General features: G+C 58.0%; 14 protein-coding genes. All 14 read right to left on the bottom strand.

Annotated features, from left to right (window positions below; genetic code table 11):
• Window positions 1–108 precede the first annotated feature (108 nt).
• The 14 genes from FJY67_02025 to FJY67_01960 all read right to left on the bottom strand — a co-directional run bounded on the left by FJY67_02025 (window position 109) and on the right by FJY67_01960 (window position 15166).
• The gene (locus FJY67_02025) at window positions 109–582 is read right to left on the bottom strand and encodes a DUF494 domain-containing protein (protein MBM3328236.1); all 474 of its coding nucleotides are present in this window, start codon (window positions 580–582) and stop codon (window positions 109–111) included.
• Between the two features lie 25 nt (window positions 583–607).
• Window positions 608–3607, bottom strand: a complete 3000-nt coding sequence (gene secA / locus FJY67_02020) for a preprotein translocase subunit SecA (GenBank protein ID MBM3328235.1) — start codon at window positions 3605–3607, stop codon at window positions 608–610.
• 100 nt (window positions 3608–3707) lie between these two features.
• A complete protein-coding gene (locus tag FJY67_02015; protein ID MBM3328234.1) occupies window positions 3708–4397 on the bottom strand; it encodes a metallophosphoesterase family protein in 690 nt (229 codons plus the stop codon).
• On the bottom strand, window positions 4394–4939 hold the full coding sequence (gene nusB, locus FJY67_02010; protein MBM3328233.1) for a transcription antitermination factor NusB: 546 nt from the start codon (window positions 4937–4939) through the stop codon (window positions 4394–4396). Before nusB ends, FJY67_02015 begins: the two co-directional genes overlap by 4 nt.
• A complete protein-coding gene (locus tag FJY67_02005; GenBank protein ID MBM3328232.1) occupies window positions 4908–5861 on the bottom strand; it encodes a branched-chain amino acid transaminase in 954 nt (317 codons plus the stop codon). The genes nusB and FJY67_02005 overlap by 32 nt, the downstream gene beginning before the upstream one ends.
• Before the next feature lie 75 nt (window positions 5862–5936).
• Window positions 5937–7082 (bottom strand): acyl-CoA dehydrogenase, encoded by a 1146-nt coding sequence (locus FJY67_02000; protein MBM3328231.1) that lies wholly within the window; start codon window positions 7080–7082, stop codon window positions 5937–5939.
• Window positions 7083–7108: 26 nt separating this feature from the next.
• Entirely contained in the window at window positions 7109–7960 is an 852-nt protein-coding gene (locus FJY67_01995; protein MBM3328230.1) for a 3-hydroxybutyryl-CoA dehydrogenase, read from the bottom strand.
• 97 nt (window positions 7961–8057) lie between these two features.
• Window positions 8058–9254, bottom strand: coding sequence for an acetyl-CoA C-acyltransferase (locus FJY67_01990; protein ID MBM3328229.1), 1197 nt, complete (start codon window positions 9252–9254; stop codon window positions 8058–8060).
• A gap of 80 nt (window positions 9255–9334) precedes the next feature.
• Window positions 9335–10111, bottom strand: coding sequence for an MBL fold metallo-hydrolase (locus tag FJY67_01985; protein ID MBM3328228.1), 777 nt, complete (start codon window positions 10109–10111; stop codon window positions 9335–9337).
• Window positions 10108–11244: an acyl-CoA dehydrogenase gene (locus FJY67_01980; protein MBM3328227.1), complete on the bottom strand. Its 1137-nt coding sequence runs from the start codon at window positions 11242–11244 to the stop codon at window positions 10108–10110. The genes FJY67_01985 and FJY67_01980 overlap by 4 nt, the downstream gene beginning before the upstream one ends.
• A 142-nt stretch (window positions 11245–11386) precedes the next feature.
• On the bottom strand, window positions 11387–12721 hold the full coding sequence (locus FJY67_01975) for a (Fe-S)-binding protein (GenBank protein MBM3328226.1): 1335 nt from the start codon (window positions 12719–12721) through the stop codon (window positions 11387–11389).
• Entirely contained in the window at window positions 12621–13127 is a 507-nt protein-coding gene (locus FJY67_01970) for an acetyl-CoA carboxylase biotin carboxyl carrier protein subunit (GenBank protein ID MBM3328225.1), read from the bottom strand. Before FJY67_01970 ends, FJY67_01975 begins: the two co-directional genes overlap by 101 nt.
• The gene (locus FJY67_01965; GenBank protein MBM3328224.1) at window positions 13124–14647 is read right to left on the bottom strand and encodes an acetyl-CoA carboxylase biotin carboxylase subunit; all 1524 of its coding nucleotides are present in this window, start codon (window positions 14645–14647) and stop codon (window positions 13124–13126) included. The genes FJY67_01970 and FJY67_01965 overlap by 4 nt, the downstream gene beginning before the upstream one ends.
• Window positions 14648–14656: 9 nt before the next feature.
• A complete protein-coding gene (locus FJY67_01960) occupies window positions 14657–15166 on the bottom strand; it encodes a hypothetical protein (GenBank protein MBM3328223.1) in 510 nt (169 codons plus the stop codon).
• Between the last annotated feature and the right edge of the window lie 1217 nt (window positions 15167–16383).

Here is a 16383-nt window from a genome sequence, read left to right as displayed (position 1 = left end):
CAGCCGGGCGGCGCGACGGCGGAGTCGAAGTTGAAGCAGGGCCGGCTGAGTTGCGACTGCGGCCCGATGTGGTTCGGGAGGCTTTGCTCTTCGGCGATCCGGCAGGACTCAATGCACGGTTTCGGTTGGGTTTTTGGCGAAATTGCCCGGTGCAACGAATCCGGCTTCGTTGCTGCGGTCGAGAATCTGTGCCGCTATGAACATCTTCATGTCATCGATATCGACCTTGCGCCCACCCATTACAACCGAGCGCTCGATGATGGAATCCATTTCCTCGAGAGTGATCAGCCCCAGTTGGTTCAGTTCGATGAGATAGCCGTAAGCTTTGGGAGTGATCACCGAACGTTCGACCTCGTGCAGCATTCGCACAGCACCAGGCATTAGGCCATGGGCCTGGGTCGGCGTCGAGCGGTTCACTTCCTGACGATTGTAGAACCAGAAGAGCGCCGATTCGATTTCATTTTGGGTATATCCGAGGCCGATGAGGTTGTTGGCCAAGGGTTCAAACTCCTCGGGGCGAATAGCGCCTTCCGGGTATTCGCGCATGAGGATAACGAGTATTTCGACGATATGACGTTCCATCCTGTCCCTTAGTGAAGATGAGAGATCAGGCACCGTGACACTTTTTGAACTTCTTCCCGCTGCCACAGGGGCAGGGGTCGTTGCGGCCGACCGTAGCGACTACCCGCACCGGTTCGCGGCGGGGCAGAGGTCTTCGGGCCGGACCGGCGGCAACCGGTTCGCCTTCTCCGTCGTCATCCGTTTCTCCCGCGCCTCCAACCGGCGCTGCAACCGCTTCAGGCTTCAGGTAGGAAACCCGCGTCGGTGCGACCGGCCGGACGGCAGCCGGTTCCTGGATGACGGCATTATAAACAATACGAAGCGTCTCCTCGTTGATCGACTCGAGGAGCGCGGCAAAGAGTTCGAAGCCCTCTTTCTTGTATTCGATAAGTGGATCGCGCTGTCCGTAAGCCCTCAGGCCGACGCCCTCTTTAAGGCGATCCATATCATAGAGATGATCTTTCCATTTCTCATCGACCGTCCGCAGCGCCACCCACCTGACGAACGGCTCAAACCGCTCTCTTCCATAGAGGTCGCGCCTTCGGTCGAAGGCCTGGAGCGCCCTTTCGGTCAGATACTCGACCCAGTCGGCCGGCTTGGTGAATCTCCCCCACTCGCTCTGCGGCGGGGTCTCCAGTTGTAAATTACGCCGGAGGCGGTGGTGAAGTTCCTCCTGATTCCAAAGGTCCGGCGTTTCGCGGGGATTGGCGCATTCTTCGAACATCGCCTCGAGATGCTCGGAAACCAGATCCGAAATGACATTCCGAATGTCGGGATCGAACAGCAGCGACCGCCGGCGTCCGTAGATCACTTCGCGCTGCTGGTTCATCACGTCGTCGTATTCGAGGAGATGCTTGCGGATGCCGAAGTGATAGGCTTCGACCCGCTTTTGCGCCTTCTCTATGGAGCGGGTGATCATCGGGTGGGTGATCACTTCGCCTTCCTTTACGCCGAGGCGGTCCATAATGCCCGCGATACGTTCGGATCCGAACAAGCGCATCAGGTCGTCTTCGAGCGAAAGGAAAAAGATCGACGCCCCCGGATCGCCCTGGCGTCCAGCGCGGCCTCGCAACTGGCGGTCGATCCGGCGCGATTCATGGCGTTCGGTGCCGATGATCTGCAAGCCGCCTTCAGCGGCGTCGCGACTCGCGTTACCCTCGGGTAAGCGGACCACCCCGGCACCTAATTTAATATCGGTTCCCCGTCCGGCCATATTTGTGGCAATCGTCACTGCACCGGGCTGTCCCGCATTTTTTACGATCTCGGCTTCGCGCTGATGCTGTTTGGCGTTCAGGACGTCATGCGGAATGCCCTGACGACGAAGCATCCGCGAGAGCGTTTCGGAGACATCGACCGACGTTGTTCCGACCAGCACTGGAAGGCCATCGTCGTGGAGGGCTTTAATCTCCTCGATGATGGCGTTGAACTTCTCGCGCTTGGTCTTGAAAATGACGTCGTCCTGATCGACCCGCCGCACCTTCTCATTGGTCGGGATGACGACCACTTCGAGTTTATAGATGTCCCAGAACTCGCCTTCCTCAGTCTCTGCGGTGCCGGTCATTCCAGCCAGTTTGCCGTAGAGGCGAAAGTAATTCTGCAGGGTGATGGTGGCGATGGTCTGGGTCTCGCCCTCGATCTTGACGCCTTCCTTGGCTTCGATGGCTTGATGCAGACCGTCCGAATATCTACGGCCCGGCATCAGCCGTCCGGTGAACTCATCGACGATCAAGACCTTGCCATCCTGGACAACGTATTCGACATCCTTTTCGTAGAGTGAATAGGCCCGGAGCAACTGGCTGATGTTTTGGATCCGCTCCGCTTTCACGGCATAGGAGGCGTTCAGTTCGTCACGCTGCCTTTCACGCTCGGCAGGTTCGAGGTCGTCACGGCTCTCGATGGCGTGGATTTCTTCGGCGAGGTCGGGCAGCAGAAAGAGGTCGGCGTCAGAACCTTCGTAGGAGGCGAGCAACTGGCGGCCTTCATCGGTCAGGTCGATGGTGTGCTGCTTTTCGTCGATGACGAAGAGCAGTTCTTCGTCGAGTTCGTGGAGAACTTTATCGCGCAGGTAGTCGTTTTCTACCGAACGCATCAGAGCCTTGACGCCCTCTTCGGCGGTCAGTTTGGTGAGGCGCTTATGCTTCGGTTGGGCGCGGTAAGCCTTCAGGACGAGGCGGCCCAGTTCATACTGGTCTTCGTCCTTGTCGCTCGCGAGCAATTTCTCGGCTTCGGATACAATCTCGCTGATGCGGTCGCGCTGAGCCCGGACCAGCCGTTCAACCGACGGCTTCAATTGCTCGTAGAGTTGAGTGGACTGACGAACCGGACCGGCAATGATGAGCGGCGTCCGGGCTTCGTCGACCAGGACTGAGTCCACCTCATCGACGATTGAGTAGTGATGGCCTCGCTGGACGATGTCTTCGACCGCTATTGCCATATTGTCGCGCAGGTAGTCGAAGCCGAACTCGTTGTTGGTGCCATAGGTGATATCGCACGCGTAGGCTGCTCTGCGCTGAGCGGAGTTCATCGAGTTCAGGATGCAGCCGACCGAAAGCCCGAGCATCTGGAATATCCCGCCCATCCAGTCTGAGTCGCGCTGGGCGAGGTAGTCGTTGACCGTGATCAGGTGCGCGCCCCTGCCTTCAAGGGCGTTCAGATAGAGCGGCATCGTCGCGACGAGGGTCTTGCCTTCACCGGTCGCCATCTCGGAGATTTTGCCCTCGTGGAGGACGATTCCACCGATCAACTGGACATCGTAAGGCACCATATCCCAAACGACCGGCTGACCGACGACGAGCCATTGCCGCCCGAGGGCGCGCCGGCAGGCGTCCTTCACGAGAGCGAACGCCTCAGGGAGGAGGTCGTCGGAAGTCTCGCCCGCCTTAATGCGCTGCTGAAACTCCTCAGTCCGGCGCGGCAGATCGTCATCGGAAAGCGTCGTCCGGAAGTGCTCGAAGTGGCGGTTGATGTCCGCCACCATCGGCCAGATCTTCTTCAACTGCCGGTCGTACTTGGAACCGAAGAGGGATGAGAAGATGCCGGTCAGCATTCAGCGGTCACGTGAGTAAGTAGAGAAGAGAGCAAGCGGCCTGATTTTTTAACTGGTTTCGACAATAAAGTTGAAAGGACAACGTCCCGGTAATAATGAATCATACTCCCATCCGGAGCCGATCAGCCAGATAGCGAGGCAGTTCAGCCTGGATTATTGCCCTGACAGCCGTTCCGATGTCGTATTCGACACGTTCCCAGCGAAAAGTCGCGGTTGTTGTATCGAAGATACCGTAGCAAGCCCGGTTATCGCGGTCGCGCGGCTGTCCGACCGAGCCGACGTTGATGAGACGCCGGCCGTCCGACGGATTCTGGAAACTGACGGGGAAATGGGTGTGTCCGACAAAACAGACAGGCTGGACGAACTCGCGGAAAGCGACGCGGGCTTCAGACTGGTTAAAGATATAATGCCAGTTGAGCGGTTCAAAGGGGGAAGCGTGAACAAAGAGCATACCCTCCCTTTCGAGAGTTGCCGGCAACCGGGCGAGCCGCTCCCGGCGAGCCGGACCGATCTCATGAATCGTCCACTCGATCGCTGTTCGGGCATGCTCGTTAAGGTAGTCGAGACTAAGGCGTCCGGCGGCGGCGGCATCGTGATTGCCTAAAATAACCGGGATGCCTTTTTCTTCAAGAAGATCGAGGCATTGGATGGGACTTGCGCCATAGCCGACAACATCGCCGAGACAGACAACGTTTTGGCAGCCTTCCCGGTAAGCAGAGTCAAGGACCGCCTCGAGAGCCGGGAGGTTGCTGTGAACGTCTGAAATGATGGCGAGTCTCAATCCGGCTATGCGGCGCCTCCAGAAGTGATCAGCCTGCCTTCCCGGGCTTCCTTTGAGAGTGTATCGAGGATACCGTTAACGAAACGGCCGCTCTGGTCTGTCGAATAGAATTTGGTCAGTTCGATGGCTTCGTCAAGCGCTACCTTTAAGGGAACATCCGGAACAAAAAGCATCTCGGTAATCGCCAGCCTTAGGATCAAGCGGTCAAGTAATGCGATGCGGTGAAATTCCCATTTTTCGACCCGGCTCCGGATCCAGTCGTCAACCTGCACCTGATGTGCAGCCACGAGTTCAATCAGTCGCACGGCATAGTCGGGGGTCGGCTGGCCGGCATTTACCAGCGTGTCGGTAAGGAGATCGCCAGCGCTGTCTCCCTTCAGTTCCCGTGCATAGAGGGCCCGAAGAGCGATCTCACGGGAATAACGACGCGTAGGCTTATCGCCGGGGTGACAGGTCGCTGCCGGGAGGCCGTCGTCGTCATCATCTTCAAGGAGCAGAGCCGGGTCCGGCGGAACGCGTTTAGTCGTCGAAGGCAATGCGGGTGAGCCAATTGTGCTGGTCGGGAACCTCGCCGTTCACCACGGCAAAGAACCGTTCCTGGAGCATCGCTGTGACCGGCCCGCAGCGACCGCCTCCAATAGTGATACGATCGACCGAGCGAATAGGCGTGATCTCGGCTGCCGATCCGGTGAAGAAGACCTCATCGGCAATGTAGAGCATTTCCCGCGGAATGAGCGACTCCTGAATGTCGTGATGGATTTTCCCTTCTGCCTTGAGATCGCGCAGGAGGGCCAGGACCGAGTCGCGGGTTATGCCGGGTAGGACTGAGGCGCCCAGTGGAGGCGTTAGTATCTTACCATTGAAGACGACAAATAGATTCTCGCCGGAACCTTCACTGACATAGCCTTGCGCATCGAGGCCGATGCCTTCGGCGTAGCCATCGGCGAGGGCTTCCATCTTGATCAACTGTGAATTCATGTAGTTTGCGGCGCACTTGGCCAGCGCCGGCAGGGTATTCGGCGCGATACGAGTCCACGACGAGACGCAGACATCGACCCCGCTTGCAAGCGCTTCGGGGCCAAGATACTTGCCCCAGCGCCAACCGCCGACAACGACCTCGATAGGGCAGTTTCCGGGTGCCACACCGAGGCTGTCATAGCCGCGGAAGATCACCGGCCGCAGGTAGAACTCCGGCTGATGATTCACCTTAAGCAGTTCGACGCAGACGTTGCATACATCGGCTTCGGTGTAGGGCACTGCCATCCGGTAGATCTTGGCTGAGTTGAAGAGGCGTCGGATGTGGTCGCCCAAGCGGTAGATAACCGATCCCTGCGGCGTCGAGTAGCAGCGCATGCCTTCAAAGACGGACGAACCGTAGTGGACGACGTGGGACATCACGTGGACGGTTGCCTCGTGCCAGTCAATCCACCGCCCCGAATACCATATCTTAAGGCTTTCGTCGAAGCCGGACATTAGCGTTCCTCCCGGCGGCACGGCAGACCTTGCCTGCCCCTTCCGCCCCTGATGAGATGATCGTTCAGCGCGGAATCACTCCCGCCCGAGAATCTGTTCCGCAATCACGAGGTGCATCACCTCGTTGGTGCCTTCATAGATCGTGGTGATCTTGGAATCGCGCAGATAGCGCTCGACCGGATACTCCTTGATGTAGCCGTAACCGCCATGAATCTGGACGGCTTCAAGCGCAGTGCGGACAGCCAATTCCGAGCAGTAGAGTTTGGCCATCGCTGCCTCTTTGATGAAGGACTCGCCGCGATCCTTCCTTGCACAAGCCGAATGAAGCAGCAATCGAGCGGCTTCAATCTCCATTGCCATCCGGGCGATCTTGGCACGGGTAATCTGGAAAGCTGAAAGCGGCTGCCCGAATTGCCTGCGCTCCTGGCTGTATTTTACGGCTTCGTCGAGCGATGCCTGTGCAATGCCGAGGGCCTGAGCGGCGACTCCGATCCGGCCGGAGTTGAGCGTCGTAAGGGCAATCTTGAAGCCCATACCCTCGCCGCCAAGCAGATTGGCGATCGGCACCCGGCAATCGACCAGAGAAATCTGCACGCAGTCGGACGCCCGGATGCCGAGTTTCTTCTCATGTCTTCCTACCTCAAACCCCTTCATCCCCTTTTCGATGAGATAGGCCGATGTCCCGCGTGAGCCTTTGTTGGCATCGGTCACGGCAAAGACTATCATCACGTCACTGTTTGCTCCGGTGGTGATGAAATTCTTGGTGCCGTTAAGGATGTAGTCATCGCCGTCGCGGACCGCAGTTGTCTTCATAGCCCCGGCATCGGAGCCCGAGCCTGGCTCGGAGAGGGCGAAAGCGCCCAATTTGCCTCCCGAAGCGAGGGGCTTCAGGAGGCGTTCTTTCTGCTCCGGAGTAGCGAACTTTTCGAGGGGGTAACAGACCAGCGAGTTGTTGACCGATACGATGATGGCGCACGAGGCATCGACTCGCGCCAACTCCTCGACGGCAATGGCATAGGAGATCATATCGAGACCCGACCCGCCTTCTTCGGGAGGCACAGTGACGCCCATAAAGCCGAGTTCGCCCAACTTCCTGATGGCTTCGTGGGGAAAGATTTCCTTTTCGTCACGTTCAGCCGCACCGGCGGCTAATTCGGCCAGTGCAAAGTCGCGGATGGTGTCTCGCACCATCTGCTGTTCCGGGGTGTAGGTGAAGTCCATCGTCAGTGTTGCTGTAGAGATAGCGATCAGTTATATGCGAAGAAGCCGCGACCGGACTTACGCCCAAGGTGACCGGCGGTTACCATCTTCTTCAGCAAGGGGCAGGGCCGATACTTGTCGTCGCCCAGCCCGTCGTGGAGCACTTCAAGGATTGCCAGGCAGACATCGAGGCCGATCAGGTCGGCGAGCGCCAAGGGTCCCATCGGGTGCGCCATACCGAGTTTCATCACGGTGTCGATGGCATCGGCGTCGGCAACCCCTTCCATCAGGCAGTATATCGCTTCGTTGATCATCGGCATCAGGATGCGATTGGCGACGAATCCGGGATAGTCTTCGACGACTACCGGCGTCTTGCCGAGACGTTCGGAAAGGGCGGCAATCTGTCCGGTCGTCTCCTCAGAAGTGGCTATGCCGCGCACCACTTCAACCAGTTTCATCATCGGGACGGGATTCATGAAGTGCATCCCAATGACCCGGTCGGGGCGCCCGGTCGCCGCTGCGAGGGCGGTTATAGAAATCGACGAGGTGTTGCTTGCGAGCATCACCTCGGGACGACAAATGGCATCGAGATGTTTGAAGATGCCAAGTTTAAGCGATTCGTTTTCACTGACGGCTTCGATCACGAGATCAGCCGAGGCAGTTTCGTCGAGGCCGGTCGCAGTTTTGATCCGGCTGAGGAGTGCGCTCTTATCATCCTCGGTAAGGGCTCCTTTCTTGATCATCCGGTCGCAATTCCCGGTGATGGTCTTGAGTGCCTTGTCGAGAAACTCAGGCTTGACGTCGATCAGTGTGACGTCGATACCGCTGGCGGCGGCGACATGGGCAATGCCGTTGCCCATCGTTCCGGCTCCGATGACGGCGATCTGTTTGATGTCCATTGAAAGCCCTGTGTAATTGTATCGGTCGGTGGTTCTATTTCGGTCGCGGACGAACTTGTCTCACGCAGTGACCTATAGTCGCAAATCAGAAGTCAACCTATAGCCTCTCCACTACTAATGCCACGGCTTCGCCGCCGCCGAGGCAAATGCCGGCGACGCCCCAGGTCTTACCTCGGTCAGCCAGAGCATAGATGAGTGTCGTCAGGATGCGCGCTCCGGAAGCGCCGATCGGATGCCCGAGCGCTACCGCGCCGCCGTTCACATTCACCTTCCCGGCATCGATGCCAAGCAGTTTGATATTCGCCAGCGCAACCACAGCGAATGCCTCATTGATCTCGAAGAGATCGACTTCGTCGAGGCTTAGATGCGAGCCGTCAGCCTTGACAGTGTTTTCGACAGCCCGCCGTATTGCTTGATCGGGGGCTGTGGTAAACCACTCCGGCGCCTGCGCGAATCCACCCTGTCCATGAACCCGGGCGAGCGGTTTAATGCCGCGCCGCACTGCTTCGTTGGAAGTCATCAAGACCAGTGCGCAACCGCCATCGTTGAGTTTGGAGGCGTTGGCAGCGGTGATTGTGCCATCCTTCTTGAACGCGGGCTTAAGGATCGGGATTTTGTCGAAGCGGACTTTTTTCGGTTCCTCGTCTTCGCTGACGACGATCGGATCACCTCCACGCTGGGGGATCTCAACTGTTGTCAGTTCTGCGGCGAACCTCCCGGCTTTCTGGGCTTCGATAGCCCGGTTGTAGGAGAGCACTGCATAGTCATCCTGCTCGGCGCGACTGAAGTTCATATCGGCGGCGCAGATCTCGCCACACATCCCCATATGCATATCGCCGTAAGGATCCCAGAGGCCGTCATAAATCATCCCGTCGATCACCTTGCCATCCCCCATCCGGTAGCCGGAACGGGCTTGCAATAGGTAGTAAGGCGCGTTGGACATAGACTCCATTCCCCCGGCGACGACGACCTTGGCACGGCCAAGGCGAACGCTGTCGGCTCCGAGCATAACCGCCTTCAAGCCCGAGCCGCACACCTTATGCACCGTCGTGCAGGGAACCGAATGCGGCAGCCCGGCGTAGATCGCCGCCTGACGGGCTGGCGCCTGGCCGGTTCCGCCTTGCAGGACCATTCCCATCAAGACCTCATCGACCTCACCGGGAGCAACACTATTCTGGGCAAGCGCACCTTTGATGGCGGCGGCACCGAGCCGGACGGCGGGAAGCGACGCGAAGGCACCTCCGAAAGAGCCGATCGGGGTTCGTTTGGCTGCAGTAATGACGACGTCGTTCATTTGAGAATCCGATGTGTTATTGTAATTGTGTCGATCGATTGATTAGCAGTTGGACTTGTGCAAAGTTGAAGCAGCAAGGGTCAAGCCAGGCAGCCTACCATATTGCGATGGGCATGGCAAAAGATCACCTGCCACCGCCCGGCTTTCGCTTTCTCAATCCACCTTCGGCGCTCGGACAAGACTTGCTCCCGATCCTGGTCATAGATCATCGTAACCTGCAGGTTGGCATGCTGCCGGGTAGAAATCAAGTCGCCGGGACAGAAAAGCGTCCCGCCCGGAAGGTGGGCGACGACAATCTGATGCCCGGGCGAATGCCCTCCTGTCGGGTGCACTTCAAGACCGGGTAGGATCTCCGATGGACCCTTCAACATGCGAAGTCTTCCATTATTGACAAGGGTCTCAACATCGCTCTTGCAATAATCGTCCCGCCGGGCATCATCGGGTTCAAGCGCAAAGCGAAATTCATTATTCTGAACCAGGTAATCGGCATTTGGAAAGGTCGGAACGAAGCGGTCGCCCGCCCATCTCACGCCGCCGCCGGAGTGGTCGTAGTGCAAGTGGCTGAAGATCACGAGGTCTATGCTGGAGGCGGTAACTCCATTTGCAGCAAGACCTGAAATCAACTTACGAGGTCGCTCAAAGTCGAGCAATCCAACATCCTCGGGTCGGCGCCAGTCACCAAGTCCCGTGTCGATTAAGACAACCTTACCGGCCAAGCGCAAAACGACTTGATTCAGACCGATTAACAGCCGACTTTTCTGTCCAACAGGCAAGCCGACCCTAAAGTCATCGGCTACGATTTTCAGCCAGCCATCGGCGACTACGGCAAACTCCCCCTCTTGAATCAACCGCGCTATGCCTTCAGAAGTTCGCGCGCGATGACGAGCCGTTGGATTTCACTCGTTCCTTCGCCTATTTCGCACAGTTTCGCGTCCCGCCACATCCTTTCGACGGGATACTCCTGACAATAGCCATAACCGCCGTGAATCTGAATGGCCATTTCGCAGATTTTGGTCGCCACTTCGGAGGCGTAGAGTTTTGCTATTGCCGACTCTTTGACGAAAGGCAGGCCGCGCTGCTTTAGTTCCGCCGCATGGTAGATCAGATGCCGGGCGGCTTCGATCCAAGTCGCCATATCGGCCAGTTTGAACTGGGTCATCTGAAACTCGCTGATCGGCTTGCCAAAGGCGTGCCGCTCCTGGGAAAACTTGAGGGCTTGATCGAAAGCGCCCTGTGCAATACCGAGAGCCATAGCCCCGATCGAAATACGCCCGCCGTTGAGGGTGTCCATGAAGTATTTGAAGCCCTCGCCTTCGGTGCCAAGAATGGCATCGTCCGGCAGTTGACAGTCGGTAAAGGAGAGTCCGGCAGTGTCGGAACCGCGAATGCCAAGTTTGTTCTCCTTGCGTTCGACGGCAAAACCGGGCGTTCCGCGCGGCACGAGAAAGGCGCTGATGCCATGGGTTTTCTTGGCGCGATCGGTTACCGCGGTTAAGGAGTAGATGTCGGAGACAGAGGCGTTGGTAATGAACCGCTTGGCGCCGTTAACGGTCCATCCGCTGCTGCCTCGAAGCGCCGTCGTCTCGGTTCCGGCGGCGTCGGACCCGGCATTCGGTTCGGTCAAGCCGAAAGCGCCGAGGATTTCACCGGTGCATAGCCGGGGCAGCCAGGTTTGCTTCTGGAGTTCGCTTCCAAAGGCATAGATAGGATAGACGCCGAGCGAGACGTGCGCAGCGAGGGTGATGCCGGTTGAAGCACAGACGCGGGAAATTTCTTCCACGGCAATAGCATAACAGACATAGTCCATCCCGGCGCCGCCGTATTGCTCGGGAAAGACGATGCCCAGCAAGCCCAACTCTCCCATTTTCCTGACATTCTCCATCGGAAACCGGCACGTTTCGTCGATCTCCGCGGCGATCGGCTTCACTTCACTCTGCGCGAAATCACGCACCATGTCGCGGAGCATCTGCTGTTCATCGGTCAGGAACATAAGGCCTCGGGTTGGGATTGTCAGGAAGGAGGCTCGAACGGTTTTCGAGGCTCTTGCGGGCCGGTTGCATCGAATGTCGAAACCGGAAGACCGCATTTCAAGTTAACCTGCCCCTACACGGCTCGCAAGGCAGGCATTCGATTCAGACGATAGTCGCGGCTAAAAACTCCCCGGCATAGCGTACTTCAAGCCGTTCGCCTTCGAGGCTTTGCAGGCGAATTTGACAACCCGGCGATCCGACGAGCAGTGTCGCTGCGCCGGTTGCCCGGGCCTGATCCATCTTACGACCGGCGATGCGGGTCGATACCTCGCGGTGAAAGAGAGCGTAACTTCCTCCGAAGCCGCAGCAGTGTCGGCTCGCCTCCATCTCGATAAGTTCCAAGCCTTGCACGCGGGCTAAGACTTCGCGCCACCGGGCAGGCTCGCCGAGATGCGTTGCGTGGCAGGAGTCGTGAATGGTAACCTTCGCCCGCACCCTTCCGAAATTGAGTTGGCGACCATATGCTGCATCCGCAACGATGTTGCCAAGTTGCCGGGTTTTGCCTTGCAGAATGGAGAGATCCTCGGGCTTGTCATCGCATCCTGCAAAGATATGACCATAATCGGATTTAATGGCCGACAGACAGGTGGCGTCGGGGGAAGTGATGCGGTCGAAGGAGGGATCGCTGAATAGCGCGATAGTGCGCTGCGCGAGTTTACGCGCCAGTGGCCATTCGCCATTGTTGATTGCCGGCGCCCCGCAGCAGCCTTGTGTATGGGGAATGACGACTCTCCAGCCGGCTCGGGTAAGAAGACTTATGGCGGCATCGGCGGCCCATGGAGCGCTAAAGTTGGTACTGCAGCCGAGCAGCAGCCCAACTGTTCCAATGGTCTCGCCTTCCGGTTCTACAACATCGGGTAAGCGGGGTAGGTAGGGTGCGCCACGAAAGAGGGGCAAACCGAATCGGCCAAGTCGGGCGCGCTCGGGATGTTTGCGCGAAAAGCCGGCAGCGAACCCTCCCAACCGGGCCGTTACGTTCAGCAATGCAGGCGAGCCTACGGTAAACTTAAGCAGGCGGTGTTTGCGCGAGCGTGTCGAAGCGATCGGCGCAAGGTCCTGACGCGCGGCAGTCCAGAGGGCTTCTGTGCGGACTCCTGCCGGGCAGACGCTTTGGCAGGCATAGCAGGTGAGGCAGTCGTCGAATAGGTCGGCAATGCTGCTTGACGGTGTGACCCGTCCGCTTAGCATCCCCTTCATAAGTTCGATCTTTCCACGCGCGGTCTTGCCTTCGTGACCATCGACGATATAGGTCGGGCATACCGATTGGCACAGTCCGCAGTTTACGCACTTGGCCAATTCCCCGGCCACTGCAGCGCTTTCGGCCAACGGGAGCGGTTTAGCCAACCGCTTCCTCCGGCGGAACCAATTCCAGCAGTGTTTCGCCGAAGCCGACTTGACGGCCGGGAGCCACGAGGATGTTCCGCACCAATGCATCACCGGGTGAACGAACCTCGTTTTCCATCTTCATCGCCTCCACGATGGCAAGGGATTGCCCTCGAACGACCCGGTCGCCAATGGAAACGTGCACCTTAATCACCGTTCCCGGCATCGGCGAGACCACCGAAAGATCGCCGGTTCCGGCAGCACCTGTGGAACGTGTGCCGGGAGTCGCTTCATCAAACTGCCAGGTTCGTCCCTCAAACGACACAAAGGTCCGGCCGTTACGTTTTAAGGCATAACCGGTTAGAAGGCGTCCCCCTACATCGAGGATGAATTGCGGATCACGCGCAAGAACAAGCCGCGCTTCAAGACTTTTGTCATTCGAGTTGATAGTGAGCCGCTCGCCATCGCGCTTGAAGGTCGCTTCAAACAGGTCTCCAAAGTGGGAAAGGTGCAGTTTCACCGTGCACCTGAGGCTATCTCCCACCGGCCAAGGACAGCCCAAGGATCGGGAAGGGTGCTGTCCGATGCGGTTACTTCGGAAGGGAGGTGCTTCGACGCCGCAAGTCCTGCCAGCAAAAGGGCTATATTCCGCTCGTCGCCTGAAGAAACCGGCGGTTTCCAGCCGGCAAGGTGTTCGGCGATAAAATTCGTCGTCAGGTCGCCGCTCCGGAAGGCGGGATGCTCAAGGACAGCCAGCAGGAAGTCGATGTTGGTTGTCAGACCAAGAATGGCGGTCTCTTTCAATGCGAATGAGAGGCGGTTCACAGCGGTTTTGCGGGTCGGAGCATGGGCGATCAACTTGGCGACGATCGGGTCATAGTGCACTGTCACTTCGTCGCCGGATTCGACACCACCGTCGAAGCGAATGCCAGGGCCGCGAGGTTCTTTCAGATAATGCACCGGCCCGGCCGAAGGCAGGAAATTGTGGCGGGCATCCTCGGCATAGATGCGGGCTTCGACGGCATGGCCATGCTGATGGAGATCGTTTTGGCCGAAGGAGAGTTCCGCCCCGAAGGCAACGCGGATCTGCTCGGCGACCAGATCGATGCCGGTTACCATCTCCGTAACCGGGTGCTCGACCTGAATGCGGGTGTTGACTTCAAGGAAGTAGAAACTGCGATCTTCGTCGAGGAGGAACTCGACCGTCCCCGCGTTAGTATAGTTGGCTGCGGTGATGACCTGAACAGCCGCCGCTCCCATCCGGTGCCTAAGGTCGTCGTCCAAGGCTGGGGATGGCGATTCCTCGATGATTTTCTGGTGGCGGCGCTGAATCGAGCATTCACGTTCGAAGAGATGGACGCGGTGGCCATGCTGGTCGCCGAAGACTTGGAACTCGACGTGTCTCGGTCGGGTGATGAACTTCTCTATATAAACCGCGCCGCTGCCGAAGGCAGCCAGAGCCTCGCGACGAGCACCGGCGATCGCGGAGATGAGGTCGTCGGGGTGGTGGACGATCCGCATTCCCTTGCCGCCTCCGCCGCCGGCGGCCTTAACGAGCACCGGAAAGCCTATCCGTTCGGATTCTACAGCGAGGCGTTCGTCTGTGAGGTCTTCGCCAGAGGTGATGCCAGGCGTGAGCGGGACGCCGGCCCTTGCCATAAGCGCTCGCGACTTAACCTTGTCGCCGAGGAGACGGATCGATTCCGGTGAAGAGCCGATATAGACAAGCCCCGCTTCGATGACCTGCCGGGCGAACTCCGCGTTTTCAGCCAGGAAGCCGTAGCCGGGGTGGACGGCTTTGCAGTTAGATTTTAGGGCGACATCGATCAGCACCTCCGGCCGGAGGTAACTTTCGGTCGCCGCCGCCGGGCCAATGGGGTAGGCGGCATCGGCTTCACGGACATGCATTGCAGTCCGGTCAGCGTCCGAATAGACAGCGACAGCCTTTAGACCAAGTTCGTGACAGGCGCGGATCACCCGGACAGCGATCTCACCGCGATTGGCAATCAGAATGGACACAGGTGGCGGATATTCCAGAATTCTCCCCCCTTATTCCCTTACACGCAGCCGGCCACGAGGCATGTTAAACCCTTCCGGGAGTCCTTGCGGATACCGGGCAAAGGCTCGAAGATTGTCCCAGTCCGCAAGTTTGTAAGCCTTCCAACTACCATGCGCAGCACTGACCGCGGAGAAACTGCCGACGATGAGCCATAACGGCGCTGTCAAGCCAAGCACAAAGCCGTGGGACACCGTGCTGAGCATACCTCCAAGCGTCCAGAGCATGATCTTGCTGCCGGTAATGTTATGCACCTGCATCTCGATCTTCGTTATGGACGTCTGCGGTAAAGCCGTTACATAGCGGTTAAGCAGAAAGTAGAGTGAATCGGAAGTTACCGCCAGGAGTTCACCTTTGCGTGACGTCCGGCCGTAATAACCATGGTATGTAACTTCTATGATCCGCCCTTTCACCGGCACTTCTCCGACCGCATAGCCGGTCGTCGCAGACTTATCGGGCGTAGCTGTAAGCAGAAGTGCCGCAATCATAGTCGCGATGGTCATCGTTCGTTCCTCCCAAAGCGGCTGCTCCAGAAATCCTCTTCCATTCTATATTCGATGGCTTTAAATCCAGCAGCCATATCCTGAACCGCCCGGCGGGGATCGGTCAGAATCATTCCGGCTTTCGACAGGTCGGTCTCGGCGAGCCATGACTCGCGCATCCATTCAAGGTAATAGCCGGTTGCTTCGAGAAAGTATTCGTAGTCACCTTCCCGCTCCGGAACGTCGAACCCGATTCGATAGGTATCACCCGGATAGGTATCGAGAAAGACATTCGGATCATGGAGTAATGCCAGCGCCCGGTCATCGGGTTCGCCTTTATACAGCACTGAAACCGGTGACAACCGAATCGGTGTTATCTCTCTCCGAAGGGGAACGGCAGTTAGATGGTCGATGCGCCAAAATCCCTGGGACAAGACCAGTTTGATGCGTAGCGAATCGCCACCTGTTACACCTGAGAGCGGCACTAGTGCGACCTCCCTGGCTATGGGTCCGGTCTCACCGGCAAATCCTTGCCGGACCCACATGCCCTCAGAATCCCTGGCATATACCTCAATTCGGCCGAAAAGATCGTGCAGGGGCATCAATTCGGCCTTCAGTGACTGGGGCTCGCGTTCCAGTTGCGCAAAGAACTCCCCGGCGCTCCAACCCAGATGCGCCAGTCCCTGATAGAAGAGATAGGTATTGAGCAGGGTGTTGCGGGTTGAGATCACCAGTCCTACTGCACCCTCCATCGGAGGAAAGGTCACGCACAATTCTTCCTTAGCCAGCAGATCGCGCTCATTTGCCAGCGTGAAATACTCTTCGCCGTCAAGGCTTGACAGCAGTTCGAGGCCATTCTTTAGAGGTCCGTCAAATGATGCCGGCGAAGTTCCAGCACCCGCCAGATAGAACCTTCTGTCAGTCGCGTGATAGGCAGATTCACCTTCCTCAACCGGCACTGCCAGAAGATTCAGCGCCCTTACGCGGTGCGTCTCGAGCGCTTCGTTAGTCATCACCAGTCCAAAATCTCCTCCGCTTCGACGCACACCGGTCAAGGCATCGACATCGGTAGCCTCAAGCGGTCGGGCGATGCTCGACGAAAAGCCTTCAGCAAGAATGCCCCCCCTGCTGTCTGCTTCAAAATAGAATGTTGGACAGGAACCGAAGCAGGTCTTTGGGTCAATGATGCAGGAGAGCGTGACTATAAGCGATGCTATTGTCATCACCCCCATCACCGC

The organism is Calditrichota bacterium (genome assembly GCA_016867835.1).
Classification (GTDB): Bacteria; Electryoneota; AABM5-125-24; order Hatepunaeales; family Hatepunaeaceae; genus VGIQ01.
The sequence above is the reverse complement of the archived record's forward strand: the minus strand, read 5'-3'. Positions and strand labels throughout refer to the sequence as shown.

Excerpts from the sequence above, each read along its gene's own strand:
- FJY67_02025 (MBM3328236.1), bottom strand. The coding sequence starts at position 582 with ATGGAACGTCATATCGTCGAAATACTCGTTATCCTCATGCGCGAATAC.
- secA (MBM3328235.1), bottom strand. The coding sequence starts at position 3,607 with ATGCTGACCGGCATCTTCTCATCCCTCTTCGGTTCCAAGTACGACCGG.
- FJY67_02005 (MBM3328232.1), bottom strand. The coding sequence starts at position 5,861 with ATGTCCGGCTTCGACGAAAGCCTTAAGATATGGTATTCGGGGCGGTGG.
- FJY67_02000 (MBM3328231.1), bottom strand. The coding sequence starts at position 7,082 with ATGGACTTCACCTACACCCCGGAACAGCAGATGGTGCGAGACACCATC.
- FJY67_01995 (MBM3328230.1), bottom strand. The coding sequence starts at position 7,960 with ATGGACATCAAACAGATCGCCGTCATCGGAGCCGGAACGATGGGCAAC.
- FJY67_01990 (MBM3328229.1), bottom strand. The coding sequence starts at position 9,254 with ATGAACGACGTCGTCATTACTGCAGCCAAACGAACCCCGATCGGCTCT.
- FJY67_01980 (MBM3328227.1), bottom strand. The coding sequence starts at position 11,244 with ATGTTCCTGACCGATGAACAGCAGATGCTCCGCGACATGGTGCGTGAT.
- FJY67_01960 (MBM3328223.1), bottom strand. The coding sequence starts at position 15,166 with ATGACCATCGCGACTATGATTGCGGCACTTCTGCTTACAGCTACGCCC.